Source organism: Eubacteriaceae bacterium Marseille-Q4139 (assembly GCA_018223415.1).
Taxonomy (GTDB): domain Bacteria; phylum Bacillota; class Clostridia; order Lachnospirales; family Lachnospiraceae; genus CABSIM01.
Map to the genome: position 1 here is coordinate 2,878,332 of JAGTTQ010000001.1, position 26,192 is coordinate 2,904,523.

20 protein-coding genes and 1 pseudogene are annotated in these 26,192 nt (G+C 54.3%); 20 read left to right on the forward strand and 1 reads right to left on the reverse strand.

The window, feature by feature from the left end:
• Window positions 1-9 precede the first annotated feature (9 nt).
• The 13 genes from ligA to nrdG all read left to right on the forward strand — a co-directional run bounded on the left by ligA (window position 10) and on the right by nrdG (window position 17,007).
• Window positions 10-1,980: an NAD-dependent DNA ligase LigA gene (ligA, locus tag KE531_13610; GenBank protein MBR9954627.1), complete on the forward strand. Its 1,971-nt coding sequence runs from the start codon at window positions 10-12 to the stop codon at window positions 1,978-1,980.
• Window positions 1,970-2,884, forward strand: a complete 915-nt coding sequence (gene metA / locus KE531_13615; GenBank protein ID MBR9954628.1) for a homoserine O-succinyltransferase — start codon at window positions 1,970-1,972, stop codon at window positions 2,882-2,884. The genes ligA and metA overlap by 11 nt, the downstream gene beginning before the upstream one ends.
• A gap of 429 nt (window positions 2,885-3,313) precedes the next feature.
• Entirely contained in the window at window positions 3,314-3,787 is a 474-nt protein-coding gene (locus KE531_13620) for a GNAT family N-acetyltransferase (GenBank protein MBR9954629.1), read from the forward strand.
• A 316-nt stretch (window positions 3,788-4,103) separates the two neighbouring features.
• Complete coding sequence (locus tag KE531_13625; GenBank protein MBR9954630.1) at window positions 4,104-4,523, forward strand: RNHCP domain-containing protein; 420 nt, start codon at window positions 4,104-4,106, stop codon at window positions 4,521-4,523.
• Window positions 4,524-4,613: 90 nt separating this feature from the next.
• Window positions 4,614-6,380: an arginine--tRNA ligase gene (gene argS, locus KE531_13630; GenBank protein ID MBR9954631.1), complete on the forward strand. Its 1,767-nt coding sequence runs from the start codon at window positions 4,614-4,616 to the stop codon at window positions 6,378-6,380.
• Between the two features lie 12 nt (window positions 6,381-6,392).
• On the forward strand, window positions 6,393-9,599 hold the full coding sequence (locus KE531_13635) for a DEAD/DEAH box helicase (GenBank protein MBR9954632.1): 3,207 nt from the start codon (window positions 6,393-6,395) through the stop codon (window positions 9,597-9,599).
• Between the two features lie 539 nt (window positions 9,600-10,138).
• Complete coding sequence (locus KE531_13640; GenBank protein ID MBR9954633.1) at window positions 10,139-11,506, forward strand: serine hydrolase; 1,368 nt, start codon at window positions 10,139-10,141, stop codon at window positions 11,504-11,506.
• 18 nt (window positions 11,507-11,524) lie between these two features.
• Window positions 11,525-11,728: a hypothetical protein gene (locus KE531_13645; protein ID MBR9954634.1), complete on the forward strand. Its 204-nt coding sequence runs from the start codon at window positions 11,525-11,527 to the stop codon at window positions 11,726-11,728.
• A 16-nt stretch (window positions 11,729-11,744) separates the two neighbouring features.
• Window positions 11,745-12,599 carry a metallophosphoesterase gene (locus KE531_13650; protein MBR9954635.1) on the forward strand — a complete coding sequence of 285 codons (855 nt, stop codon included), beginning with the start codon at window positions 11,745-11,747 and terminating at the stop codon, window positions 12,597-12,599.
• Between the two features lie 284 nt (window positions 12,600-12,883).
• Complete coding sequence (locus KE531_13655; GenBank protein MBR9954636.1) at window positions 12,884-13,672, forward strand: segregation/condensation protein A; 789 nt, start codon at window positions 12,884-12,886, stop codon at window positions 13,670-13,672.
• The gene (gene scpB / locus KE531_13660) at window positions 13,672-14,376 is read left to right on the forward strand and encodes an SMC-Scp complex subunit ScpB (protein ID MBR9954637.1); all 705 of its coding nucleotides are present in this window, start codon (window positions 13,672-13,674) and stop codon (window positions 14,374-14,376) included. Before KE531_13655 ends, scpB begins: the two co-directional genes overlap by 1 nt.
• Window positions 14,373-16,505: an anaerobic ribonucleoside-triphosphate reductase gene (gene nrdD, locus KE531_13665; GenBank protein ID MBR9954638.1), complete on the forward strand. Its 2,133-nt coding sequence runs from the start codon at window positions 14,373-14,375 to the stop codon at window positions 16,503-16,505. The genes scpB and nrdD overlap by 4 nt, the downstream gene beginning before the upstream one ends.
• A 10-nt stretch (window positions 16,506-16,515) precedes the next feature.
• A complete protein-coding gene (gene nrdG / locus KE531_13670) occupies window positions 16,516-17,007 on the forward strand; it encodes an anaerobic ribonucleoside-triphosphate reductase activating protein (protein MBR9954639.1) in 492 nt (163 codons plus the stop codon).
• A 46-nt stretch (window positions 17,008-17,053) separates the two neighbouring features.
• Here nrdG and KE531_13675 read toward each other — a convergent pair.
• A pseudogene (locus tag KE531_13675) lies at window positions 17,054-17,760 on the reverse strand (helix-turn-helix transcriptional regulator).
• Window positions 17,761-17,982: 222 nt separating this feature from the next.
• On the opposite strand from KE531_13675, the gene KE531_13680 reads away from it, so the two are divergent.
• The 7 genes from KE531_13680 (at window position 17,983) to KE531_13710 (ending at window position 26,135) form a co-directional block, all read left to right on the forward strand.
• Window positions 17,983-19,203, forward strand: coding sequence for a pyridoxal phosphate-dependent aminotransferase (locus KE531_13680; GenBank protein ID MBR9954640.1), 1,221 nt, complete (start codon window positions 17,983-17,985; stop codon window positions 19,201-19,203).
• 279 nt (window positions 19,204-19,482) lie between these two features.
• A complete protein-coding gene (locus tag KE531_13685) occupies window positions 19,483-19,806 on the forward strand; it encodes a hypothetical protein (protein ID MBR9954641.1) in 324 nt (107 codons plus the stop codon).
• A gap of 116 nt (window positions 19,807-19,922) precedes the next feature.
• Window positions 19,923-20,435, forward strand: coding sequence for a deoxyuridine 5'-triphosphate nucleotidohydrolase (locus tag KE531_13690; protein MBR9954642.1), 513 nt, complete (start codon window positions 19,923-19,925; stop codon window positions 20,433-20,435).
• Between the two features lie 11 nt (window positions 20,436-20,446).
• Entirely contained in the window at window positions 20,447-21,217 is a 771-nt protein-coding gene (locus KE531_13695; protein ID MBR9954643.1) for a tetratricopeptide repeat protein, read from the forward strand.
• A 14-nt stretch (window positions 21,218-21,231) separates the two neighbouring features.
• Window positions 21,232-22,482, forward strand: coding sequence for a GTPase HflX (gene hflX, locus KE531_13700; GenBank protein MBR9954644.1), 1,251 nt, complete (start codon window positions 21,232-21,234; stop codon window positions 22,480-22,482).
• Between the two features lie 168 nt (window positions 22,483-22,650).
• Window positions 22,651-25,086 (forward strand): ribonucleoside triphosphate reductase, encoded by a 2,436-nt coding sequence (locus KE531_13705; protein MBR9954645.1) that lies wholly within the window; start codon window positions 22,651-22,653, stop codon window positions 25,084-25,086.
• Window positions 25,087-25,259: 173 nt separating this feature from the next.
• Window positions 25,260-26,135, forward strand: a complete 876-nt coding sequence (locus KE531_13710) for a YitT family protein (GenBank protein ID MBR9954646.1) — start codon at window positions 25,260-25,262, stop codon at window positions 26,133-26,135.
• Window positions 26,136-26,192: the final 57 nt, after the last annotated feature.

Genomic DNA, 26,192 nt, shown 5'->3' on the forward strand with positions numbered 1-26,192 from the left:
GCAGGCAGTATGGAAGAAAAAATGAGACGGATGAAGGAGCTTGTGACGCTGCTTTCCGGCGCATCCCGGGCGTACTACCAGGAAAGCCGGGAGATCATGAGCAATCTGGAATACGATAAGCTTTACGACGAGCTTTTAAGCCTGGAAAAAGAGACGGGCACGGTGTTTTCCGGAAGCCCGACCCAAAAGGTAGGCTATGAGATTTTAAGCGAGCTTCCCAAGGAGCGCCACGACAGGCCCATGCTGTCGCTCAACAAGACGAAGAGCGTCGAAGAGTTAAAGGAATGGCTTGGGGATCAGACAGGGCTTTTGTCCTGGAAAATGGACGGGCTCACCGTCGTTTTGACGTACCAGGACGGGAAGCTTGCGAAGGCAGTGACCCGCGGAAACGGCGAAATCGGCGAGGTCATCACGGCAAACGCGAAGACCTTTGTAAACCTTCCGACGGCCATCCCGTATGGGGGCGAGCTGATCTTGCGCGGCGAGGCTGTCATTACCTACTCGGATTTTGCGCGGATCAACGAGACTATTGAGGACGTGGATGCAAAATACAAGAACCCGAGGAATCTTTGCAGCGGCTCCGTCCGCCAGTTAAACAGCAAAATCACGGCCGGGCGGAGCGTCCGCTTCATGGCCTTTGCCCTTGTGAAGGCCGACGGCGTGGACTTCCACAATTCCAGGCGGGAACAGTTCCTGTGGCTGAAAAGCCTGGGCTTTGAAACCGTGGAATTTAAGGAAGTGACGGCAGAAAACGTGGAAGCGGCCGTTCATGGCTTTGCAGAAAAAATCGAGCATTACGACGTGCCCTCCGACGGGCTTGTGCTCCTTTATGATGACATCGCCTATGGGGAATCCCTCGGCCGCACGGCCAAGTTCCCAAGGGATTCCATCGCCTTTAAGTGGGCTGACGAACTCCAGGAGACGACGCTTTCCTATATTGAGTGGAGCGCCTCGAGGACGGGGCTTATTAACCCCGTGGCCGTATTCGAGCCGGTGGAGCTGGAGGGCACGACGGTGAGCCGCGCCAGCGTCCACAACATCAGCATCATGGAGGGGTTAGAGCTCGGCGCCAGTGACAGGATCACGGTTTATAAAGCCAACATGATTATCCCCCAGATCGCTGAAAATCTGACGAGGAGCGGTGTCCGGGACATCCCGAAAATCTGTCCGGTCTGCGGCGGGGAGACGGAGATCCGCAAGGTGAACGACGTAAAGTCCCTGTACTGCACGAATCCTGACTGCCAGGCGAAAAAAATCAAGAGCTTCGGTCTGTTCGTGAGCCGCGACGCCTTAAATATCGACGGTCTTTCGGAGATGACACTGGAAAAGTTCATCGCGGCCGGATTCATCAAGGAATTTGACGATATTTTCCATCTGGAGCGCCACCGGGATGCCATCATCGCCATGGAGGGCTTTAGGGAAAAGTCTTATGAAAACCTGATTGCCGCGGCCAGGGAAGCCTCCCACACGACGCTTCCAAGGCTTGTGTTTGGACTGGGGATTGCCGGGATCGGCCTTGCAAACGCAAAAATGATCTGCCGGCACTTCCGCTATGATTTCGATGCCATGCGCCGCGCCGAAAAGGAAGAGCTGGTGTCCATCGACGGCATCGGCGGCGTCCTGGCCGACGCCTGGGTGGGATATTTTGCGCTGGATAAAAATAATGAGACTGTGGATCATCTCCTTAAAGATCTGACCTTTGAGCCGGAGGAAGCGGAGACAAAGGAACAGACTTTGGCCGGGAAAACCTTTGTGATTACCGGTTCCGTGGAGCGGTTTGCCAACCGTAAGGAGCTCCAGGAATACATCGAGGCCCGGGGCGGGAAGGCCGTCGGCTCCGTCACGAAAAAGACGGATTACCTCATCAACAACGACGTGACCTCGTCTTCCTCGAAAAATAAGAAGGCAAAGGAGTTAGGGATCCCGATCCTTTCCGAAGACGATTTTCTAAAGATGACAGGAGAAACATATGCCGATTAAGATACAGAACGATCTGCCTGCGAGGGCCATACTGGAAAGTGAAAACGTGTTTATCATGGACGAGTCCCGGGCCTTAAGCCAGGACATCCGCCCGCTGGAAATTTTGATTTTGAACCTGATGCCCTTAAAAGAGGACACGGAGACGCAGCTCCTCAGAGCCCTTTCCAACACGCCGCTCCAGGTGGAATGCACGTTCATGCTCATGTCGAGCCATGAGTCCACCCACACGTCTGCCAGCCACCTGAACAAGTTTTACAACACCTTTGACGACGTGAGGGACCGCCGCTTCGACGGCATGATTATTACCGGCGCGCCGGTGGAAAATATGGAGTATGAGGAGGTCAACTACTGGGAGGAGCTCACTTCTGTCATGGAGTGGAGCAAGACCCATGTGACGTCGACCATGCACCTTTGCTGGGGCGCCCAGGCGGGGCTCTACTATCATTACGGGATCCCGAAGCACCGGATGGCGGAAAAGCTTTCGGGCATCTACCGCCACCGTGTCCTTGATAAGCGGGTGCCGCTCGTCAGAAGCTTTGACGATTATTTCAACTGCCCTCATTCCCGCTATACGGAGGTGCGGGAGGAAGATATCAAAAAGCATCAGGAGCTTGTGATTCTGGCAAAATCTGAAAAGGCCGGCGTGTTTCTCGTCATGAGCCGGGACGGCCGCCAGATTTTCCTCCAGGGGCACCCGGAGTATGACAGGATGACCTTAAACAATGAATACCATCGGGATCTCAACAAAGGGCTGGATCCGAAGCTTCCGTACAACTACTATGAGCATGACGACCCGTTTTCCGTGCCACCGCTTGTGTGGAGGAACATGGCAAACACGCTCTATACCAACTGGCTGAACTTCTATGTGTACCAGGTGACGCCGTATGATATCTGGGAAATCTGATGGACGCGGGGAGAAAAATCTTGAAACATTTGAGCGGATGTGGTATAGTGATAACAGAAGGGAAAGCCAGAGAGGCGGCCTACCCTTGTTGATGACTACACTATGCCGTTGTAAAACGGCTGGCCGTCACTATTGGGAGTAGTGGCGGCTATTTTTTCTCTCGAAAGATTGTGTAACACAATCCCACGAGGGCTACAATGAACGTACAAAACTGAATTAAGTCAGGATATGTAAGATTCATCGACAGCGCCCTCCTTTCCGTTTTGGTCTGGAGGGTTGCCCCTCCGAAAACAGGAGGGTAAGCCGCCCTTTGGCTCTCTGGTTTCCCATATGGGAAGTATAGCATAATTTTTTGCTGGGAGCAATTATAATATTTACAAATCTCGATGGCCCTGGCAGAAAGACGGAAAAAGGAGGCAGATGTTCCGGGTGAAAATAGAATGCATTACGGAGGAAAACAGGAAGCTTCTGATTCCGTTTATCAAAGAAAACTGGCATGATATTATGATGGTCATAAAAGGAGAGCAGGTCGATATCTCAGAAGAAGATGGGTTCTGCATCCTTGACGGGCAAAGCGTGGAGGCCGTCGTCACATACAGGATGAAAAATAACATCTGTGAAATCACCCTGCTGCATACGGCAAAACAGCAGTGCGGGATCGGAACCCGTCTGGTGCAGGAAGTGATAAAAGCGGCGAGAGAAAAGGGGGCCGATACGATTACCGTGGTGACAACCAATGACAACATCGGTGCAATCGCCTTTTATCAGAAAATCGGTTTCGATATGGAAATGCTCTATCGGAACTCCATGGATTATGTCAGGAAATTAAAGCCCACAGTGCCTGCCATCGGTGATAACAATATCCCGTTAAGGCATGAAATTGAATTTGCCATGCATCTTTAAAAGATGCGGCGGAAATAAACGGGAAAGGAGGTGGCTCATGCCGGCAGTACGTAAATAACAGGACAATAAAGTTGGATATTCCTTTCATGCAAATGGATGGTTTTTTTGTTGTGCTTATTTATGTATTGCTGTGCCGGCCGCTTCTTTTTTATTGTGGCCTGCTCTTTGGGTGCCGGGAACGGATGTCCGGCGCCGGGAGCTTTTTGTATTTGAAACAGCGCATAACACAGACAGGATGACTTTCCATGGAAAAGTTGTCTTTTTTTATTGTCCTGATGAAAAACGACACAAAAACAAAAAATCAAGAGGTAAAAACATGAATCGGGAAAATAAGAAAAGAAAATATGAAAAAGGCTACTATAAAAATCATCCGTGCACAGACAGCTTCTTCTGCCGAAACTGCGGCCGCCTGGTGGTATCCGCAGGCGCCGGGAGCGATCACAGGAACCACTGTCCCAACTGCCTTCACAGCATGCATGTGGACAATGAGCCAGGTGACAGGGAATCGGACTGCGGCGGCTTAATGGAGCCGGTGGCCGTCTGGGTCAGGAAAAACGGCGAATGGGCCATCATCCACCGCTGTAAGCAGTGCGGTGTTTTCCACTCCAACCGTGTGGCGGCCGACGACAACCCCATGAAGCTAATGTCCATTGCCATGCGGCCGCTGTCCCTGCCGCCGTTCCCGTTGGAGCGGATCGAAGAGATGACGGAGCTCATGGGAGGGGACGGAAAATGAAAGTAAGCCATTATCCGCTGGATTTTTTCCAGCGGATGCGCTATAATGAAGCGAATGAGGACGAATATACCCCAAGGAGAACGGAAACGAATGGAAAAATTATTGGATATTATCACAAACGAGATGCAGGCCGCCTTCACGGAGGGCGGCTATGACGCCGGCTATGCGAAGGTGACGCTGTCCAACCGGCCGGATCTCTGCGAGTACCAGTGCAACGGGGCCATGGCTGCGGCCAAGGCCTATAAAAAGAAGCCCATCGACATCGCAAACGATGTGGTGGAGCGGTTAAAGGAGAGCCGTTATTTCGAGGAAGTGACGGCGGTGATGCCGGGCTTTATCAATCTGAAGCTTTCCGGCGCCTTCCTTTCCGATTACATGAACGGCATGCGGACAGGAGAAAAGCTGGGCCTTGACGAGGTGAAAGAGCCGAAGACCGTAATTGTGGATTACGGCGGGGCCAACGTGGCAAAGCCCCTCCATGTGGGACATCTCAGGGCGGCTGTCATCGGCGAGGCCATCAAGCGGATGGGCCGTTTCGTGGGCCATAAGGTCATCGGTGACGTCCATCTCGGCGACTGGGGCCTTCAGATGGGCTTGATTATCGAGGAATTAAAGGAGCGCCAGCCGGAGCTTCCGTATTTTGACGAGAGCTATTCCGGTGAGTATCCGTCCGAGGCGCCTTTTACGATTTCCGAGCTGGAGGAAATTTATCCGGCGGCCAGCGCGAAGTCCAAGGTGGACGAGGCGTTCAAGGCCCGCGCCCAGGAGGCGACTTTTAAGCTCCAGAGCGGCTATGCGCCTTACCGTGCCATCTGGCGCCATATCATGAACGTATCGCTGGCGGATTTAAAAAAGAATTATGCGAACCTCAACGTGGAGTTTGATCTCTGGAAAGGCGAGAGCGACGCGCAGCCGTACATTCCGGACATGATCGACAGCCTGATTGAGAAAGGCCTGGCATACGAGAGCCAGGGGGCCCTCGTGGTGGACATCGCCGAGGAGACGGATTCCAAGGAGCTTCCGCCCTGCATCATCCGCAAATCCGACGGTGCGGCCCTCTATGCCACCTCGGATCTGGCGACCATCGTGGAGCGGGAAAAGGATTTTAAGCCGGATCACTACATTTACGTGGTGGACAAGCGCCAGGATCTCCACTTCACCCAGGTGTTCCGCGTGGCGAAAAAGGCCGGCATCGTGCGCCCGGACTGCCGCATGGATTTTGTCGGCTTCGGCACCATGAACGGCAAGGACGGAAAGCCCTTTAAGACGAGAGAGGGCGGCGTCATGCGTCTGGAAGACCTGATCGCCCAGATCAGCGATGCGGCGTACGCGAGAATCATGGAAAACCGCACGGTTTCCGAGGATGAGGCCAAGGACACGGCAAAGATCGTCGGCCTTGCGGCGTTAAAATACGGCGACCTTTCCAACCAGGCCACCAAGGATTATGTGTTTGACATCGACCGGTTCACCTCCTTTGAGGGGAACACCGGGCCGTACATTTTATACACCATCGCCAGGATCAAATCCATCCTGAAAAAGTATGAGAGCACCTTTGGGGCGAAGACGGACGTTGCGATCCTTGCGCCGGAGGGAGAGCCGGAAAAGACCTTAATGCTCGTGCTCGGACGGTTCAGCGAGGTTATGGAGACAAGCTTTGAGGAGCTGGCGCCCCATAAGATCTGCGCCTATATTTACGAGCTTTCCAATGCGCTCAACCATTTCTACCATGAGACGAAGATCCTTTCGGAGGAAAAGGAAGAGAAGCGGGACGGCTACATCGGGCTTGTGACGCTGACGAAGGATGTTTTATGCACCAGCATCGACCTTCTGGGCTTTGAAGCTCCGGAGCGCATGTAAACGGAGGAATTCATGCAGGTAAGCGGACTTTCGTGGGACACCTTTTGGAAAGGGGAAACGGAAATCAGAGGCACGGCCGCGGATGGGGAAGAAACCTATCGCGTCCGTATCCTTTATAAGGGCAGCCGCGTGTTCGACTACTCTTGTTCCCGCATGGGAAAAAACGGCCAGCCGGCCGGCTTCTGTTCCGTCTCCTGCACGCCGGGAGAAAATGGGATCGCCATGTGCCCACACGGGCAGGCGGTTCTTGAGGCGTACTTAAAGAGCAGGGAAAGCGGCGGCTTAAGGCCGGTCTCCACGTCCCAGAGGGTCCGCTTTATGATAAGAGAATACACGAACCGGGCCGTGGGCCGGATTACAGGAGCCGGGGAAGAGGGCAGAGTGCGCCTTGTTCCCCGACTCTTTTTTGGCAGGGAGCGGATCCGTGTCCGCTTTTTTGTGGGCATCCAGAAGCTTTATGAGGTCAAGGATCTGGTGACATTTTCTCAGGCAGTGGAGTTTGAGCGGACGGTGGACTATGGAAAAGGCCTTTCCTTTTACCACAGTCTCCAGTCCTTCCTGCCGGAATGCCGGCCGATGGTTCTGTTTGTCATGGAGGCCTCTGGGATTTACCGGGAGCATTTTAAGGAGCTGCGGCGCAGCGCCCTGGAAACAGAGCCGAATATGAAGGAACTGACCCTTGGGAAAGCCGGAATCGAGCGGTTTTTCGGCCTCACCATCGGGCAGACGCTCGAATGCGAGGACTATAAAAAGAGGGCGCGCCTTTTAACGGTGCGCGAGGGACGGCCGTCATTGGAGATTCTCGTAAGACGGGAGGGGCGCGACGGCGTCCGTGTTTCCGTGGATAAAAATCTGATGGCGTTCATGGGAGAGCACCGGCTGTTCCTCGCCGGCGAGACGGACATCTGCCGCTGTGATGAGGAGTACACGGAGGCGCTTTCCGTGTTCATGGAAAACATGGTGATGGGGCCGGATTCCGACCATGAGGTGCTAGTGAACGACCGGGACATGCCGCTTTTTTATGAGCGGGTGTTAAAGCGGTTAGAGGTTTTAAAGCTGATCCGCGCTGACGGCGTCGACCTGGATTCCTACCGGCCGGAGGAGCTTAAGGCCGGCTTCTATTTTGACAGCGCGGGGCCAGGGGAGATTTCCATGACGCCGGAGCTTTCCTACGGGGATTTTTCCTTTCACCCGATGGAAGATGAAAACGTGCCGCGGGATGTCTGCCGCGACGTGCCCGGCGAGTTCCGCGTAAGCCAGGTGATTACGAAGTATTTCCGCTACGCTGAAGACGGCACGGGAAAGCTTTTGATCCGGGACGACGACGAGGCCGTCTGGCGGCTGCTTTCCGAAGGGATGGCGGCGTTTCAGGAGCTTGGGAACGTGTATGTCTCAGAGGAATTTAAGAAGGTGCGCCTTCTGCCGCCTGCTAACGTCTCCGTAAGGGCCACGGCAGCAGAGGGATGGCTCGAGCTGGAGGTGGATGCCGGCGGGCTTTCCAGGGAAGAACTTTCCGAGGTTTTAAAGGAATACGGGAAGAAAAAGAAATTTTACCGGATGAAAAACGGCGACTTCCTGACTCTGGGGGACGGCGGGCTTTTGACGATTGCGAAGCTGGCGAAGAGCCTGGATCTGGAAAAAGACCTGGAAAAGGACGGGCCTCTGCGGATCCCCAGATACAGGGCTGTCTTTCTCGATGCGCTGTTAAAAGAGGATAAGAGCATCGCCTGTTATCGGGACCAGCTTTTTAAGGCAATTGTGCGCGGGATGAAGGATGTGGAGGACAGCGATTTTGAGGTTCCCGCAGGACTTTCCGGAACCTTGAGGGAGTATCAGAAGGTGGGCTTTCGCTGGATGCGGACACTGGATTTTTACGGCTTCGGCGGAATCCTGGCCGATGAGATGGGACTTGGGAAGACGATCCAGGTCATCGCCCTTCTTCTGGATGAAAAAGAGAGGGTAAAGAAGCATGCGCTGTCGTTAATCGTCTGCCCGTCGTCCCTGGTGTATAACTGGGAGAATGAGATTTCCGTGTTCGCCCCGTCTTTAAAGGCTGTGGTGATGGCCGGAACGCAGGCGGAGCGGGAGCAGCTCTTTTCGGGGCTTGCGGAAAGCGGCGCCGATGTGCTTATTACGTCGTTTGAGCTTTTAAAGCGGGACATTTTGCTGTATAAAGAGCTTTCCTTCCGCTTCCAGATTGTCGATGAAGCGCAGTATATAAAAAATGCGTCGACCCAGGCGGCGAAGGCCGTGAAGCTCGTTGACGCCCGCACCAGGTTCGCCCTGACCGGCACGCCCATGGAAAACCATCTGGGCGAATTGTGGAGTATCTTTGACTTTTTGATGCCTGGCTTCCTGTTTACGGCATCGGCCTTTAAAAAGAGGTTTGAGACGCCGATTGTGCGGGACGGCGATGAGGAGGCTCTAAATCAGCTTCGCCGCATGACGGGGCCGTTCTTGCTCAGACGGTTAAAAAAGGATGTGTTAAAGGAGCTGCCGGACAAGCTGGAGACGGTGCTTTACTCGGCCATGGAAGGCGAGCAGAAACGGCTTTATGCGGCCAACGCGGCGCGGCTAAAGGAGCGGCTGGCGGCGGAGGACGGAAAGGGCTTTTCCGAAGAACGGATGGAAATCCTTGCCGAGCTCATGCGGCTTAGGCAGATCTGCTGTGAGCCGTCGCTCTGTTATTCGGGATATCGGAGCGGCTCGGCAAAGCTTAAGACGTGCATGGAGCTACTGGAAAACGGCACGGCGGCCGGGCATAAAATCCTTTTGTTTTCCCAGTTTACGTCCATGCTGGAAATCATTGCAAAGCAGTTAAAAAAGGAGAAAATCCCCTATTACATGCTGACGGGCGCGACACCTAAAAGAGAGCGGATGCAGCTTGCCGCTTCGTTCCAGAAGGATGACGTGAAGGTCTTTCTGATTTCTTTAAAGGCCGGCGGGACGGGGCTTAATCTGGCGGCTGCCGATATCGTGATCCACTACGACCCGTGGTGGAACGCCGCCGCCCAGAACCAGGCCACCGACCGGGCCCACCGGATCGGCCAGGAAAAGCAGGTGACGGTGTTTAAGCTTATTACCAAGCATACGGTTGAGGAAAATATTTTAAAGCTTCAGGAGCAGAAAAAACATCTGGCCGATACGGTTGTCACGGAGGGGATGGTTTCCCTTGGGACGCTGACACGGGAAGATATTTTGGCGATGCTGGAAGAATAGAGAAAAATTGTCATAAAAAAGTAAAAACTTTTTATGGCGATTTGTGGTAAAATGGGCAGTACAGAACGCGGCGGCCGGGAACGTCCGTGCCGCAGACCACCAGATCAAAAACGGAGACAGGAAATATGAAAAACAAAAGAATCCTAACCTTTGGCCTCGGCTTGTCCCTGCTGTTTGCACAGACGGCCCAGGCTGCATATATTACCCCATTAAGCCAGGGTACGGCCCGGGAGGGGGTCTATGGGATCCAGGGCGCTGTCACGGAGTTTTCCCAGGGCGGCCCGGGAAATGAAGGGGACAGCCAGAACAGTACGGCGTTGCAAGGCGAGCCGGGAAGCGCAGGAACGCAGACGGGAACCGGCCAGCCAGGGAATACCGGAATACAGACAGGAACCGGCCAGACCGGAGCCGGCAGCCTCCAGACGAACACAGGCCTTCAGACCGGCACGTCCGGCCAGCCTGACGTATCGTTAGAGGCGCCTGGTGAACCTGGAAATTCCGGGACGCAGACGGGAACCGGCCAGACCGGGAACGCGGGAATGAATCAGCCGGGAGCCGGCGGCCTTCAGACAGGGAATTCCGGCCAGACTGGCGGAACGCTCTTAGAGCCGGGCTACCAGAACACAGAGCCGGGCTACCAGACCGCAGAGCCTGGAAATACCGGAACCCAGCCGGGGACAGGCCAGGCCGGAAATACGGGGACGAATCAGCCGGGAACAACCGGCCTTGTTTCCATGGGCACATACAGCACCACGGCACAGCAGGCGGCAGGCACATCCCAGAACGCAGCCGTGACCCAGATCGCAGAGCCGGTGGTAGCGGCCGAGGCGGCCATTCTCTATGACGCGACCCATGACCGCGTGATATATGAGAAAAATGCCGATGAAAAGCTGTACCCCGCCAGCATCACGAAGCTGATGACGGCTCTTTTGGTACTGGAAAACAGCAGCCTCGACGGAACCGTGACCTTCTCTGAGGGTGCCGTCACGAATCTGGAATCCGGCGCCGTCACATTAAAGGTTGCGGCAGGCGACCAGATTTCCGTGAAGGACTGCCTCTACGGCCTGCTTTTAAAATCTGCCAACGAGGTGGCCAACGGCCTTGCCGAGCATGTATCGGGGAGCGTTGAAAAATTTGCGGAGCTGATGAATGCGAAAGCGAAGGCGCTTGGCTGCACCAATACCAACTTTGTGAACCCCAACGGGCTCAACAATCCGAACCATTACACCACCTGCCGCGACATGGCAAAGATTGCCAAGGCGGCCTTTGAAAATCAGACGCTCTGCGAGATCAGTTCTACGATGAGCTACACGTTCCCGGCCACGAAAAAGGTGAGCCAGACCAGGACGCTGACGCCGGGGCACAAGATGCTGTATCCGAACGACTCCCGCTATTATGCCGGAATCGTCGGCGGGAAGACGGGATATACTTCTCTTGCAGGCAATACGCTTGTGACGTGCGTGGAAAAGGACGGCGTGCGGCTGATTGCCGTTGTCATGAAGGCGAGCAGCAGCCATTATACCGATACCAAGGCTGTCCTCGACTACGGCTATGCCTTAAATGCGGCAGGCGCCCTTGTGACGGGAACCGGCTATCACCGCTGGATCCAGGACGGCGCTGTCTGGCATTTTGAGCTTGCCGACGGGACAAGGCTTAAGAACGGCCGCTATACCATCGACGGGAACGATTATGTATTCGATGTGTCCGGGAACATGCTGACCGGCTGGCAGAATTTAAATGGCGCCTGGTATTATCTGGAGACAAGCGGCGCCATGGCCGTAAACGGCTGGCGGCAGGATCAGGATAAATGGTTTTATCTGGGAAGCGACGGGGCCATGGTGAAAAATGCCGTGATTGACGGCCAGTATTATGTGGGCGCAGACGGTGTCTGGGTCCAGCAAAGCTAAGGAAAAAGGAGACAGATTATGAGCGCAGCATTTCAGGTTATGCAGAATTTATATGAAAACAGAAAGACAGGAGAAAAGGCCGTGGGCTGTACCGTGATGGTAAGCGGCGAGTTCCAGAAAATGCTGGACGGCATTTTAAAGAAGCATCCGGAATACAAGGATTATTCCGGGCTCATGGGCGTCCTTGTACAGAAAGGCCTGGCAGAGCTTACGAAGGAATAGGCAGGAGGAACGGGACTTGAGTATTTTCCAGGGATTTGCGGCAGGAACGGCACTGGCGGCCGGAGCCTGCCTGCTCCGTTCAGAATACGAAAAAAACCAGCTTTCCGCCGAGACGTTTTTTATCCGTTCGGAAAAGCTTTCCGGGCCGGAAAAAACCTTTGTGTTTCTGTCGGATCTTCACAATAAGGAATTCGGAGAGGAAAACCGCCGGCTTTTGCAGGCAGTCCGCAGGGCAGAGCCGGATGCCGTCTTAATCGGCGGAGACATGATGATAAGCAAAGGCGGAGCCGATGTGGCTGTCCCGTTAAGGCTTCTTAAGGAGCTTTCGCAGATCGCCCCGGTTTATTACGGGGAGGGAAACCATGAAAGCCGGATGAAATGGGAGCGGGAGACCTACGGGGATCTCTATGAACGGTACAGGGAGGAAGTAAGGCGCCTTGGCGTTATCTGGCTTTCCGACGCGCACATTTCTTTTGGAAACGAAGCGGAGATTTACGGTCTGGCGCTTCCGAAGCCCCTGTACCGGCCGGGGTACCCAAGGATGGCGGGGGGCTTTTTAGAGCGGCAGCTTGGAAAGCCGGACCCCGGGAAATTTTCCATCCTTCTGGCTCATTCGCCGATGTTTTTTAAGGAGTACGCCGCATGGGGCGCAGATTTGTCCCTTTCCGGCCATTTTCACGGCGGCACCATCCGCCTGCCCGTGGTGGGCGGCGTCATGACGCCCCAGTACCAGTTTTTCTATCCCTGGTGCGCCGGGCAGTTTGAGAGGGACGGAAGACAGATGATTGTGAGCCGCGGTCTAGGCACCCATTCTGTCAATGTGCGCCTGTGGAATAAACCACAAGTTGTAGTGGTGAAGCTTAGAAAATAATCTATATTTTGTTTTATCTATTTACAGAAGAAAAAAAGTCTGCTATACTTTAGCAGCGGATGCAGGAAAGAGGCCGCGGCCTCTTTTTTGCTGCACAAGCCCGGAAAACGGCGTTATGCTCGCATGAAACGCCATTTGCCGGGCGCAAGAACATGGAGCACGACAGTGCGGAATGTGCGTGTGCGCGCATCGAGGCGGGGACTTTCCCCGACGCGATTGCACAAGCCCGGAAAACGGGATTATACCTGCATGAAATAAAAACTGCCTTTGGACGAGGTACGGCTATGGAACTTTCGTATAAGCTGGAGACTTTTGAGGGGCCTTTGGACCTGCTTCTCCATCTGATTGAAAAGAATAAGGTCAGCATTTATGACATCCCAATCGCAGAGATTACCGATCAGTATCTGGAGTATGTGAGCCATATGGAGGAGGAGTCCTTAGACGTTGTCAGCGAATTTCTCGTGATGGCGGCGACGCTCCTTGATATTAAGGCGAAGATGCTGCTTCCAAAGGAAGTAAACGAGGACGGCGAGGAGGAAGACCCGAGGGCAGAGCTGGTGGCGCGCCTTCTGGAATACAAGACGTATAAGTACATGTCCATGGAATTAAAGGACATGGAGCTGGACGCAGAAAAGGTTTTTTATAAGGCGCCGACGATTCCCGGCGAGGTAAAGCAGTATGAGGAGCCGGTGGATCTCGACAAGCTCCTTGACGGGCTGACGCTCGTGAAGCTTAAGCAGGTTTTTGATTCGGTCATGAAGCGGCAGCGGGATAAGATCGACCCGGTTCGCAGCTCCTTCGGAACCATCAAAAAGGAGCCGGTGAGCCTGGAAGAGAAGATTTCCTCGGTCATGGGCTATGCCAGGAAGCACCGCAAGTTCAGCTTCCGCGGCATGTTAGAGCGCCAGGCCGGGCGCATCGAGGTGGTTGTCACCTTCCTGGCCCTTTTGGAGCTTATGAAAATCGGGAAAATCCGCCTGACCCAGGATGCGCCCTTTGAGGACATGCAGATTGAGACGCTGGAGCCGGAGGGCGAGGAGGAAGAAATTTCCGTGGACGTGGAGGAAATCTGATGGATGCAGAAATTTTAAAGAAACAGGAATCTGCCGTGGAGGCCGTGCTGTTTGCCATGGGGCAGTCCGTGGAGATCAGGCAGCTTGCGGCTGCGCTTGAGACCGGCGAAAAGGAAGCGGAGACTGCTGCGGAACGGCTTAAGGAGCGGTATGACAAGGAGAAAAGCGGCATGCAGATCCTGCGGCTCGGGGACAGCTACCAGATGGGGACGCGGGCGGAATATTACGGAAACCTGATCCGTGTGGCTGCCGCGCCGAAAAAGCAGGTTTTGACGGATGTGGTGCTGGAAACCCTTGCGATCATCGCCTACAAGCAGCCGGTGACGAAGGCAGATATTGAGAAAATCCGCGGCGTGAAGTCGGATCACGCGGTGAACCGCCTGATCGAATATGACCTGGTTTACGAGGCCGGAAGGCTGGACGCGCCGGGCCGGCCTGCGCTTTTTGCGACGACGGAGGAGTTTTTGCGTCGGTTCGGCGTCGGTTCCACAGAGGATCTGCCGGAAATGGATCTTGAAAAGCGGGAGGAAATCCGCACCGAAGTAGAAGAAGAGCTGAACCTGAAACTGGATGAAGAAGGACGTTTCATGGCGGAGGACGAGGCCGCCGCAGCGTCGGAAACGGAAATGGAGAACAGAAGCACCGGGAACGCGGCAGAAGATGCAGGGGCCGCACCGGCAGGAGAAGGAGCAGAGACGGTATGAAATGTGAAGACATCAAGGTGATTAAAAAAGACGGCACCAGGGAAGATTTTAACGTCCAGAAGGTCGTCGTTGCAGTCAATAAATCGGCCAACCGGGCCATGATTACATTTTCCAAAGCAGAGACGAATTTTATCTGCCAGTTTGTCGAGGAGAAGGCAGAGGAGATGGATGTACTGGAGATCCCCATCGCCCAGATGCACAACATCGTTGAGGGGGCCCTTGAGCGGGTCAATCCCCAGGTGGCAAAGAGCTACCGGGACTATCGGAACTACAAGCAGGATTTCGTCCAGATGCTCGATGAGGTCTATAAAAAGAGCCAGTCCATCATGTACATCGGCGACAAGGAGAACAGCAACACCGACAGCGCGCTGGTGTCCACGAAGCGGAGCCTGATTTTCAATGAACTGAATAAATCCCTGTACCAGAAGTTTTTCATGACCGTCGAGGAGCTTCAGGCCTGCCGCGACGGATACCTCTATATCCACGACATGTCGGCAAGGCGCGATACCATGAACTGCTGCCTGTTTGACGTAAACACGGTTTTAACCGGCGGCTTCGAGATGGGAAATCTCTGGTACAACGAGCCGAAGACCCTGGACGTGGCCTTTGACGTCATCGGCGATATCGTGCTGAGCGCCGCCAGCCAGCAGTACGGCGGCTTCACGGTGCCGAGCGTCGAGAACATCCTGGCACCCTATGCGGAAAAATCCTACGCGAAATACATCGACAAATATATGGGGCTCGGCCTCTCCGAGGAGCAGGCGAAGGACGTGGCATGGCACGACGTGGAGCGGGAGATGGAGCAGGGCTTCCAGGGATGGGAGTATAAGTTCAACTCCGTTTCTTCCAGCCGCGGCGACTATCCGTTTATTACCATGACGGCCGGCACCGGGACGAGCCGCTTTGCGAAGATGGCGACCATCACCATGTTAAACGTGAGGAAAAAGGGGCAGGGAAAGGAAGGCCATAAAAAGCCGGTGCTGTTCCCGAAGCTGGTGTTCCTCTATGACGAGAAGCTTCACGGGCCGGGCGGTGAGCTGGAAGACGTGTTTGAGGCGGGCATCGACTGTTCATCCAAGACCATGTATCCGGACTGGCTTTCTTTGACGGGCGAGGGCTATATTGCCAGCATGTATAAAAAATATGGGAAGATTATAAGCCCCATGGGCTGCCGTGCCTTTTTGTCCCCGTGGTACGTCCGCGGCGGCATGGAGCCGGCCGATGAGAACGACGAGCCGGTGTTTGTGGGACGCTTCAACATCGGCGTCGTGAGCCTGCACCTGCCGATGATCCTTGCGAAGGCAAGGCAGGAGAGCCGGGACTTCTACGAGGTTCTCGACTACTATCTGGAGCTGATCCGGAAAATCCATATCCGGACGTATGCGTACCTGGGCGAGATGAAGGCGTCCACGAATCCGCTTGCCTACTGTGAGGGCGGCTTCTACGGCGGCCATCTCGGCCTTCATGATAAGATCAAGCCGCTCCTTAAGACGGCCACGGCGTCCTTCGGCATTACGGCTTTCAACGAGCTTCAGGAGCTTTATAACGGCAAGTCTCTGGTGGAGGACGGCCAGTTTGCCTTAGAGGTGCTGCGCCATATCAACGACAAGGTCAATGAGTTTAAGAAGGCCGACGGGAACCTTTACGCCATCTATGCGACGCCGGCGGAGAACCTCTGCGGCCTCCAGGTAAAGCAGTTCCGCAAGAAATACGGGATTGTGGAAAACGTGTCGGACAGGGAGTATGTGAGCAACGGCTTCCACTGCCATGTGACCGAGGATATCACGCCCATTGAGAAGCAGGATCTGGAATACCGGTTCTGGGAGCTGTCCAACGGCGGGAAAATCCAGTATGTGAAGTATCCCATTGATTACAATAAAGAAGCGATCAAGTCTCTGGTGCGCCGCGCCATGAAGATGGGCTTTTATGAAGGTGTGAACCTGTCCTTATCTTACTGCGACAACTGCGGCCACGAGGAGCTCAACATGGACGTCTGCCCGGTCTGCGGAAGCAAAAACCTGACGAAGATCGACCGTATGAACGGATATTTAAGCTATTCCCGCGTGAAGGGCGATACGAGGCTCAACGATGCCAAGATGGCCGAGATCGCTGAGAGAAAGAGCATGTAAGGAGCGTAAAATGCGTTACCATAATATCACGAAAGACGACATGTTAAACGGGGACGGCCTGCGGGCTGTCCTCTGGGTGGCCGGATGCAGCCATGGCTGCAAGGGCTGCCATAATCCGATCACCTGGGACATCTGCGGCGGCCTGCCCTTCGATGAAGCGGCAAAGGAGGAGCTTTTTTTGGAGCTTGAAAAGCCGTACATTTCCGGCGTGACTTTAAGCGGCGGCGATCCACTCCATCCAAAGAACCGGGAGGAGATCGGGGCGCTTGTAAGGGAAATCAGGGAAAAGTTCCCGGAAAAGACCATCTGGCTCTACACGGGCTATACCTGGGAGGAAATTTCAGACCTTCCGTTCCTTCCGCTCCTTACCGTCGTCGTGGACGGGCCGTTCGTGGAGGAATTAAAGGATTCCACGCTTCACTGGAAGGGGAGCGCAAACCAGCGGGTCATTGATGTGAAAAAGACGCTTGAGAGCGGGAGCGTTGTGCTTCATGAGAGCTAAAACGGACAGCCGTCCGAAGGAGAAGTGTTTCCTTCGGGTGGCTGTTTTACGTCACTGCCAGCATATTGTAAAGCTTTAGAAAACGGATATCCTCTTTGGAGACCTTAAGCTGTTTCAAGAGCGCTTCGTCCTCTTTTAAGGGCGTCCTGGAAAACAGCATTTTCATGGCGATGGGCATCATGGGGCGGGAAGAAAGGCCGTTCCACAGGCCCCACTTGGTGGCAGAGTCCAGGCTGGAGGCCAGAATCTGGATGCTGGCCCGTTCCATGGGCATGTTCTGGTTGATAAGGTCTAAGTTGGTGACGGCATCGAAATGTTCCATATGGCCCAGGTAGGTGTTTTCACAGTCCTGATAGCTGTCATAGTCGGAAAAATTCATGTACAGGAGGACATTCTGGCGCCCGCCGTCTGTCCCGGCCATGACGTCGAAGGCGCAGCGGAGAAGGCGGCCTGTCCTGCCGTCGTAAATATAGGAGTAAAACCTGGTAATGCCCTGGAAAAGGCCGGGCAGCTTCCGCCGGAAGCGCCTTCGTCTGGTTCCGGCCGGAAAAGGAGAAGCTGTTCCGCCCGGACATGGAGGGCAGCCGCCAGCTCATACAGCGTCTCAATATCGACGGCGATTTCCCCTTTTTCGTATTTGGAGACGGTGGATTTGCTTTTGCAGACGGCGGCTGCCAGTTCCTCCAATGTCATGTGCCGCATCTTCCGGAATGTGCGGATCCGTTTTCCCACCTCTGTGCTGATTTCACTCATGGCGTTCCTCCCTCCTGGAAGTTTCTTATAAATACAAAAAGAGACGAAAGGCGAATCTTTTTTTGGGATTATGGAAGAATTTTACCTTTTTTCCGGCAGGAAATCAACTCAGATGAGGCAAATTTGAAAATTTTTCCACTGTGGCGAAACAGAAGCTCCTTTGACCTGGAGGGAAAGAAGCTGGTAAAATAGGGGAAACGCAGGACGAAGGAGGAAAACAGCATGTATAATTTTGATGAGATCATCGACAGGCGGCATACAAATGCCATGAACACGGACGGCTTCCGTGACTACATTTTCCATGCGGACGAGACCATGACGTTCCCCTATAAGGATGAGGAATTCATCCGAATGTGGGTGGCAGACATGGAGTTTGCGACGCCGGACGTCGTCATAGACGGGATCAAAGAACGGCTTTCCAGGCGGATTTTCGGCTACACGAGGGTGTTTGAGGACAGCTACTATGAGGCGTTTTCCGGCTGGTGCAGGGAGCGGTACGGCTGGAGCTTTGAGAAGAAGGAGCTTGTAATGTCAAACGGCATCATCCCGGCGCTTTATGAACTGGTGGAGTATATCTGCGCGCCGGATGAAAAGGTGCTGTTTCTGACGCCGTCCTATGCCTACTTTAAATATGCGGCCGACTTTAATAAGAGGGATTATGTCTGCTGCGATTTAAAGAACGAGGACGGGTATTATACGATTGATTTCGAGGATTTTGAGAAAAAGGCGGCCGATGAAAAGACGACGCTTTTCATTCTCTGCAATCCCCACAATCCCAGCGGGCGCGTCTGGACAGAAGAGGAACTGAAAAAAATGGCGGAAATCGCGGAGCGGCACGGGCTCTGGGTCATCTCCGATGAGATTCACTGTGACCTGCTGCGGACGGGGAAGACGCATATTCCCATGGGAAAGGTGATGCCGGAGTATGGAAGGCTGATTACCTGCATGGCGCCGAGCAAGACCTTCAACATGGCCGGACTCATGATTTCCAACGTCATGATCCGGGACGAAGAACTCAGGAAGACATGGCTTTCCAGGCATTACAATTTCGACAATCCGTTAAGTATCGCCGCGGCCCAGGCTGCCTATGAAAAGGGCGGGCAGTGGCTTAAGGAGCTTAAGGCCTACCTGGATGAAAATTTCCGGGTGACAGGCGAGTATTTAAAGGAGCATCTGCCAAAGGCCAAATACCGGGTCTCCGAGGCAACTTACCTGGCGTGGGTGGATCTTAAGGAGTATTTTAAGCCGGAAGAGAGCCTGCCGTTATTTTTCGCCTATGAGGCCGGCGTCCTGTTGGAGGGCGGCAACATGTTCGTGCAGAATTCCGACTGCTTCATCCGCCTGAACCTGGCGTGCCCGAAGGCCACGCTCCTGGAGGGGCTTAAGCGTATCTGTGAGGCTGTGAATACGAAGCACACGGGACTTTATACGCGCACGGTCTAATTGAAGAAGAGACAAAAAAGCCATATGCAGGATTCGCCTCCCGCATATGGCTTTTTGGATGTGGGCATGGTATAATGACCGCAAAGCGGGCATTATACCTGCGCATTCTGGTTTCTGCGCCCGCCGCAGAAATCCAGGCGCTAAGTTCCGCCGGAGGCACCATGGCCGCGGAGCGGACATGGTATAATGACCGCGTAGCAGGCATTATACCTGCGCATGCCGGTTTCTGCGCCCGCCGCGGAAAATGATACCTGCCGGAGAATTTGAGAGGAGATGTCTATGGCAAAGCTTGAGAGGCAGCTTTCAGAAAATTTTGATGAGCTTTTGACCCGGATTGAAAACGGGATTTTGAATGGCAGCATGACCGCGACCCTGGAGGCGGCCAGCGACTTTTCGGACGGGGAGGCCAGATGCAGCGTCCGCGTTTTCGAACGGTACAGCTTCATGGGAGGGAACAGGCTGAGCCTGTCGGTGACGCTGTTCCAGAATGGCGGCGACGTCTTTTTGTCGGCTGTCTCAGCCGGCGGCAGCCAGGGGATGCTCTGGAAAGTCAACACCTTTGGGGAACACAGCTTCCTCGACCGGCTGCGGGAGATTTTGTAGACGCGGAAGCGGAAAATTTCTTCTCCATTTCCAGTTGCAATAATTGCTATCGCTTGTTATAGTGTTAGATACGGCGCCATGGGCGTTTTGTAAGCCAGAAGACGAAGGAGAATATCATGCAGAGAATCGCAAAATTTGAAAAAGTAAGCCTGGAACAGTTTAAAAAGGACTGGAGAGATCAGGATCCCCAAAGACCGGAAGCAGAGATTGAGAAAATCTATGAATCCATCAGGCTCCCGCGCCGCGCCACGTCCGGCTCGGCCGGCTATGACTTTTTCGCGCCGGAAGGCTTTACTCTGAAACCGGGAGAGGGGACAAAAATCCTCACCGGCATCCGTGCAAGGATGGACGAGGGATGGGTCTTAAAGCTGTATCCGAGAAGCGGACTCGGCTTTAAATTCCGGATGCAGTTTAACAATACGGTGGGCATCATCGACAGTGACTATTACGGTTCCGACAACGAGGGCCATATCCAGGCGAAGATTACCAACGACAGCCGGGAGGGGAAGATCATGGAGGTGGCGGCCGGCACAGGCTTTGCCCAGGGAATCTTCGTGGAATACGGCATTACCGTGGACGACGACGTGACGGATGTGAGAAACGGCGGCTTCGGCAGCACGACGAAATAGCGGAGGAAACCATGAAAAACAGGATCAGGCGTTTTCTCCTTGCGGCTGGGGCCATACTTCTCCTTTCCGGCTGTCAGAGGACGTCAAAGGAGCAGCTTGCCCTGCGGGAGGACGGGATTTTGGCCATGGAGTCCGGCGATTTTGCGGGCGCCGTGGAGAAGTTTGACGAGGCCGTGGCGGAGAGCAAAAAAATCGGGGAATTTGAAACCGATGTATTAAAATACCGGGCGGAGGCAGAATTTCTGTTAAAGGACTTTGCGGCAGCCGCCCACACCTACGGGATTCTGATCGGCGAGGATGAGAACGTGCCGGAATACCATTATTTCCGCGGACTCTGCCTGGCAGAGGGCGGCGATCCCTATGCCGCAGCAGAGGAAATCCGGACGGCAGGGGAGCTTGATGAAGAAGGCACGGCCGCGGGGTATGCCGAAGCCATGGCTGGCCTCTATAAGGCATGGTTCGCCATGGGAGAAACGGGTCAGGCCGACGCTGTCTTCTCGGAGCTTTCTTTATCGGGCCGGGCGTCGGCTTCCGATTACGTGCGGATGGCCTGCGCCGCTATGGAAGCAGAGGAATATGAGCGGGCCATGGAGAGCATTGAGGCAGGGCTTCTTCTTGCGGACGGAGAGCCGGCAAGAAAAGAACTGAAGTTCTGCGAAGCCGTCTGCCAGGAATATCTCGGTGAGTATGAAACGGCGCTGGAACTGTTCCTGGCCTATGAAAGGGAATTCGGGAGCAGCGAGGCTGTGAGCCATGAGATCGCGTTCTTAAAGACAAGATAGAAAAAGGAGTCCGTATGGCAGAACTTTTTGAAATGAAGGAAGAGGAGGAGCGGGTGATCCTCGCCGCCGTTGAGACCGGAGACGGGGACGGAGCGCGCGTATCCTTAAAAGAGTTGGAGGAGCTGGCTTCCACGGCGGGGGCCGTGACCGTGGGGACGGTGATCCAGAACCGGGAGAACATCCATCCGGGGACATACCTGGGGAAAGGGAAGCTAGAGGAGCTTAAGGAGATGATCTGGGAGCGCCAGGCCACCGGCATCATCTGCGACGACGAGCTTTCGCCGGCACAGCTTAAAAATCTGGAGGACATCCTGGAGACGAAGGTCATGGACCGCACCATGGTTATCCTGGACATTTTTGCGGCCAGGGCCAGGACGCGGGAAGGGAAAATCCAGGTGGAGTTAGCCCAGCTTCGGTACCGGGCGGCCAGGCTCGTGGGGCTTCGTGCCTCCCTTTCTAGGCTCGGCGGCGGCATCGGCACGAGAGGCCCCGGTGAGAAAAAGCTTGAGATGGACCGCCGTCTGATCCACGGGCGGATCGGCCAGCTAAAGGCAGAGCTGGAGGATGTGAAGCGCCACAGGGAGGTGGCGAGGAAAAAGAGAGAGGGGAGCGGCGTCCTGACGGCGGCCATCGTGGGCTACACCAACGCCGGAAAATCCACGCTGTTAAACAGGCTCACGGGAGCAGGGATTCTGGCGGAGGACAAGCTCTTTGCCACCCTGGATCCGACCACCAGAACCTTTGTCCTGCCCGACGGGGAGAATGTCCTTCTGACCGACACGGTCGGCTTTATAAGAAAGCTCCCCCATCACCTGATCGAGGCGTTTAAGAGTACGCTTGAGGAGGCGAAATACTGCGACGTGATCCTGCACGTGGTGGACTGCTCCAACCCGCAGATGGACATGCAGATGCATACCGTCTACGAGACGCTGCGCCAGCTTGATGTGAAGGACAAGGAAATCGTCACCGTGTTTAATAAGATCGACCGGGAGGGGGCCGATGTCTCCTGCCGCGACATGAAGGCTGACTACCGCGTGAGGATTTCGGCGAAAACAGGCGAGGGGATCCCGGAGCTTCTTGAAACTTTTGAAACGATCTTAAAAAACCGCCGTGTTTACCTGGAGAAGGTTTTCCCGTACAGCGAGGCCGGGCGCATCCAGAAAATCCGTGCAAAGGGCCTTCTTCTTTCTGAGGAATACGGGGAAGACGGGATCCATGTGAAGGCTTATGTGCCAGCGGAGCTATTTGGCGAGTTGTATAAATGATTACCCGAAAACCCCAAAGTATTGATGCATAACTGGGATTTTAAGGGATATAATAACACAATATCTAGTTTCCTGGAAAAAGGATGACATAGATATTGTGTTTTTAATTGGACTCTGCTATAATGAGTCTTACCGACATACATTGGAGAAACAGAAAGGGGTAGAGTCATGATCCAGGTCATAAAACGTGACGGTGAGGTCGCGGAATTTAATTTATCAAAGATCACGGAAGCCATCAAAAAGGCCTTCAAGGCCACAAAAAAAGAGTACACCGACGAAATTCTCGGGCTTCTTTCCCTGCGGGTAACGGCAGATTTCCAGGGAAAGATGGAAGATGGAAAGATTTCCGTGGAGCAGATCCAGGACAGCGCGGAGCATGTGCTGGAGGAGTCCGGCTATACCGATGTGGCAAAGGCCTACATTTTATATAGAAAACAGCGGGAGCGGATCCGCAACATGAAAAACACCATCCTGGACTACAAGGATGTGGTGAACGGCTATGTGAAGGTGGAAGACTGGCGTGTCAAGGAGAATTCCACGGTCACATATTCGGTGGGCGGCCTGATTTTAAGCAATTCCGGCGCCATCACGGCCAATTACTGGCTGTCGGAAATTTATGACCAGGAAATCGCCGAGGCTCACAGAAGCGGCGACATCCATCTTCATGACTTATCCATGCTGACCGGCTACTGCGCCGGCTGGTCCTTAAAGCAGTTAATCCAGGAGGGGCTCGGCGGAATCCCGGGAAAGATTACTTCGTCCCCGGCCAAGCATCTTTCCGTCCTCTGCAACCAGATGGTAAACTTTTTAGGAATCATGCAGAACGAGTGGGCAGGTGCCCAGGCCTTTTCTTCCTTCGACACCTACCTTGCCCCGTTTGTAAAGGCGGACAGCCTGGATTACCCGGCAGTGAAAAAATGCATCGAATCCTTCATTTACGGCGTCAACACGCCGAGCCGCTGGGGGACGCAGGCACCGTTTTCCAACATCACCCTGGACTGGACGGTGCCGGATGACATGGCAAACATGCCGGCCATCGTAGGCGGGAAGGAAATGGACTTCACCTACGGCGACTGCAAAAAAGAGATGGACATGATCAACAAGGCGTTTATCGAGACGATGGTGGAGGGCGATGCCAACGGCCGCGGCTTCCAGTACCCGATCCCGACGTATTCGATTACCGAAGATTTTGACTGGTCCGACACGGAGAACAACCGGCTCCTGTTTGAGATGACTTCCAAATACGGGACGCCTTATTTTTCCAACTACATCAACAGCGACATGAAGCCCAGCGATGTCCGCAGCATGTGCTGCCGCCTTCGCCTGGATCTTCGTGAACTAAGAAAGAAGACCGGCGGCTTCTTCGGTTCCGGTGAGAGCACCGGCTCTGTGGGCGTCGTCACGATCAATATCCCGCGGATTGCTTATCTGGCAAAGGATGAGGAAGACTTCTACGACCGCCTCGATCATATGATGGATGTGGCGGCACGTTCCTTAAAGATCAAGCGCGAGGTCATCACAAAGCTTTTGGACGGCGGGCTGTACCCGTACACGAAGCGGTACCTGGGCACCTTCGCAAACCACTTCTCCACCATCGGCCTCATCGGCATGAACGAGGCCTGCCTCAACGCAAAATGGATCCGGAAGGATCTGGTGAGCCCCGAGGCGCAGAAGTTCACGAAGGATGTGTTAAACCACATGAGGGATCGCCTGATCATCTATCAGGAGGAGTACGGCGATCTCTACAACCTGGAGGCGACGCCGGCCGAGTCCACCACCTACCGTCTTGCAAAGCATGACAAGGCGAAGTACCCGGACATCATCACGGCAGGCTGTGAAAAAGACGGAACGCCCTACTATACCAACAGCTCCCATCTCCCGGTTGGCTACACGGCAGACGTATTTGACGCCCTGGACATTCAGGACGAGCTTCAGACTCTCTATACGTCGGGAACCGTGTTCCATGCGTTCCTGGGCGAAAAGCTTCCGGACTGGAAGGCGGCGGCCAAGCTGGTGCGTACTATTGCGGAAAACTACAAGCTTCCGTATTATACGCTGTCTCCCACCTACTCCATCTGCAAGGAGCACGGCTATCTGACCGGCGAGCATTTCACCTGCCCGGTCTGCGGCGAGAAGGCAGAGGTGTACAGCCGGATCACAGGCTACTACCGTCCGGTTCAGAACTGGAACGATGGAAAGACGCAGGAATACAAGGACCGCAGGCTCTATGATGTGGGCCATTCCGTACTGAAGCGGAATCCGGAGGCGTCTGTGAAGATTTCGGACGCTATCCGCGAGGCCAGAGAAAAGGTGCGCGAGGCAAAAATGGAGCAGAAGGAAGAGGCCGCAAAGGGAAATAAGACGGTCTTTGAGGGCAGCAGGGCCTTCCTGTTTACGACGAAGACATGCCCGAACTGCAAAATTGCAAAGGAATTTTTGAAGGATGAAGAGTATGAGGCCATCGACGCTGAGGAAAACCCGGAGCTTTCCAATGAGTACGGGATCATGCAGGCGCCGACGCTGGTTCTCATTAAAGACGGAAAAATTGAAAAATTCGTGAATGCATCCAATATTAAGAGGTACGTGGACGCGAAGAAAAACTAAAGAAATGCCTGCTCCCATCACCGGGTGGGAGAGTAAAAGGCGTTCAAGATTCTGCCGCAGGTACGGTATGCCGGCCGGCATGCCCAAGGCAGGATCCTGGGCGCCTTTTTCTGCCCGGTATGACGTCGCGGGCAAGCCGGCAGCCGCTGGCGCCGGAGAAAGGAAGGGTAATTATGGGCGGTGTGAAGGGAAGGGCGAAGGAGCTGTGGCTCGATTTCCTGTATGATGTGGCCGGAGGATTTCTCCAGGCCGTCGGGCTCCATTGTTTTATCGACAGCATTGACATTGCGCCGGGCGGCGCCACGGGTATTGCGATTCTGGCAAACCGGTTCACAGGTCTTCCGATTGGTACCCTGACCTTTTTGGTCAATATCCCGCTTTTGATCGCATCCTGGCTTTTTCTCGGAAAGATGCGTACGGTCAAGACATTAAAGACGGTTGCAATCCTGACGGTAATCCTGGACTTTATCGTCACGCCGTATATTCCCGTCTATACAGGCGATAAAATGGTCTCCTGCCTGTTCGGCGGCGTGCTGGTGGGGGCCAGTCTGGCGCTTGTGTTCATGCGGGGCTCTACGACCGGCGGAGGCGATATTGCGGCCAAGCTTCTCCAGAAATTCAGGCCCCACATGCGTACCGGGAATGCCGTGATGGCGACGGACCTTGTCATCATCGCGGCCTCTATGGCTGTGTTCGGGAACATGGAATCCGGCCTTTACGGCATGATTAACATGGTCGTCAGCACGTATGTGATCGACCTGATCCTTTACGGCATGAACAAGAGTACCATGGTGATGGTGATCTCGCCGGAAAGCAGCGTGATTGCCGACCGGCTGATGCATGCTTTGGGGCGCGGCTGTACCTTTTTAAAAAGCCGCGGTGCCTACTCGAAGCTGGAGGGGGAGATGTTAATCTGCGTCGTGGACAGGAAGCAGTTTTACATGGCAAAGAAGATCATTTATGAGGTGGACGGTGATGCGTTTGTGATCGTTTCTGAGGCGAGAGAGGTGTACGGAGAGGGCTTTTTAGACTCCGAATGGGAGGCATGATTTCTGTTGACACAACCGACAAAATTCGGTATAATTTTCCATGAAAGGAGGAATGCT

Excerpts from the sequence above, each read along its gene's own strand:
- ligA (MBR9954627.1), top strand. The coding sequence starts at position 10 with ATGGAAGAAAAAATGAGACGGATGAAGGAGCTTGTGACGCTGCTTTCC.
- metA (MBR9954628.1), top strand. The coding sequence starts at position 1,970 with ATGCCGATTAAGATACAGAACGATCTGCCTGCGAGGGCCATACTGGAA.
- KE531_13625 (MBR9954630.1), top strand. The coding sequence starts at position 4,104 with ATGAATCGGGAAAATAAGAAAAGAAAATATGAAAAAGGCTACTATAAA.
- argS (MBR9954631.1), top strand. The coding sequence starts at position 4,614 with ATGGAAAAATTATTGGATATTATCACAAACGAGATGCAGGCCGCCTTC.
- KE531_13635 (MBR9954632.1), top strand. The coding sequence starts at position 6,393 with ATGCAGGTAAGCGGACTTTCGTGGGACACCTTTTGGAAAGGGGAAACG.
- KE531_13640 (MBR9954633.1), top strand. The coding sequence starts at position 10,139 with ATGAATCAGCCGGGAGCCGGCGGCCTTCAGACAGGGAATTCCGGCCAG.
- KE531_13645 (MBR9954634.1), top strand. The coding sequence starts at position 11,525 with ATGAGCGCAGCATTTCAGGTTATGCAGAATTTATATGAAAACAGAAAG.
- KE531_13655 (MBR9954636.1), top strand. The coding sequence starts at position 12,884 with ATGGAACTTTCGTATAAGCTGGAGACTTTTGAGGGGCCTTTGGACCTG.
- scpB (MBR9954637.1), top strand. The coding sequence starts at position 13,672 with ATGGATGCAGAAATTTTAAAGAAACAGGAATCTGCCGTGGAGGCCGTG.
- nrdD (MBR9954638.1), top strand. The coding sequence starts at position 14,373 with ATGAAATGTGAAGACATCAAGGTGATTAAAAAAGACGGCACCAGGGAA.
- nrdG (MBR9954639.1), top strand. The coding sequence starts at position 16,516 with ATGCGTTACCATAATATCACGAAAGACGACATGTTAAACGGGGACGGC.
- KE531_13680 (MBR9954640.1), top strand. The coding sequence starts at position 17,983 with ATGTATAATTTTGATGAGATCATCGACAGGCGGCATACAAATGCCATG.
- KE531_13685 (MBR9954641.1), top strand. The coding sequence starts at position 19,483 with ATGGCAAAGCTTGAGAGGCAGCTTTCAGAAAATTTTGATGAGCTTTTG.
- KE531_13690 (MBR9954642.1), top strand. The coding sequence starts at position 19,923 with ATGCAGAGAATCGCAAAATTTGAAAAAGTAAGCCTGGAACAGTTTAAA.
- KE531_13695 (MBR9954643.1), top strand. The coding sequence starts at position 20,447 with ATGAAAAACAGGATCAGGCGTTTTCTCCTTGCGGCTGGGGCCATACTT.
- hflX (MBR9954644.1), top strand. The coding sequence starts at position 21,232 with ATGGCAGAACTTTTTGAAATGAAGGAAGAGGAGGAGCGGGTGATCCTC.
- KE531_13705 (MBR9954645.1), top strand. The coding sequence starts at position 22,651 with ATGATCCAGGTCATAAAACGTGACGGTGAGGTCGCGGAATTTAATTTA.
- KE531_13710 (MBR9954646.1), top strand. The coding sequence starts at position 25,260 with ATGGGCGGTGTGAAGGGAAGGGCGAAGGAGCTGTGGCTCGATTTCCTG.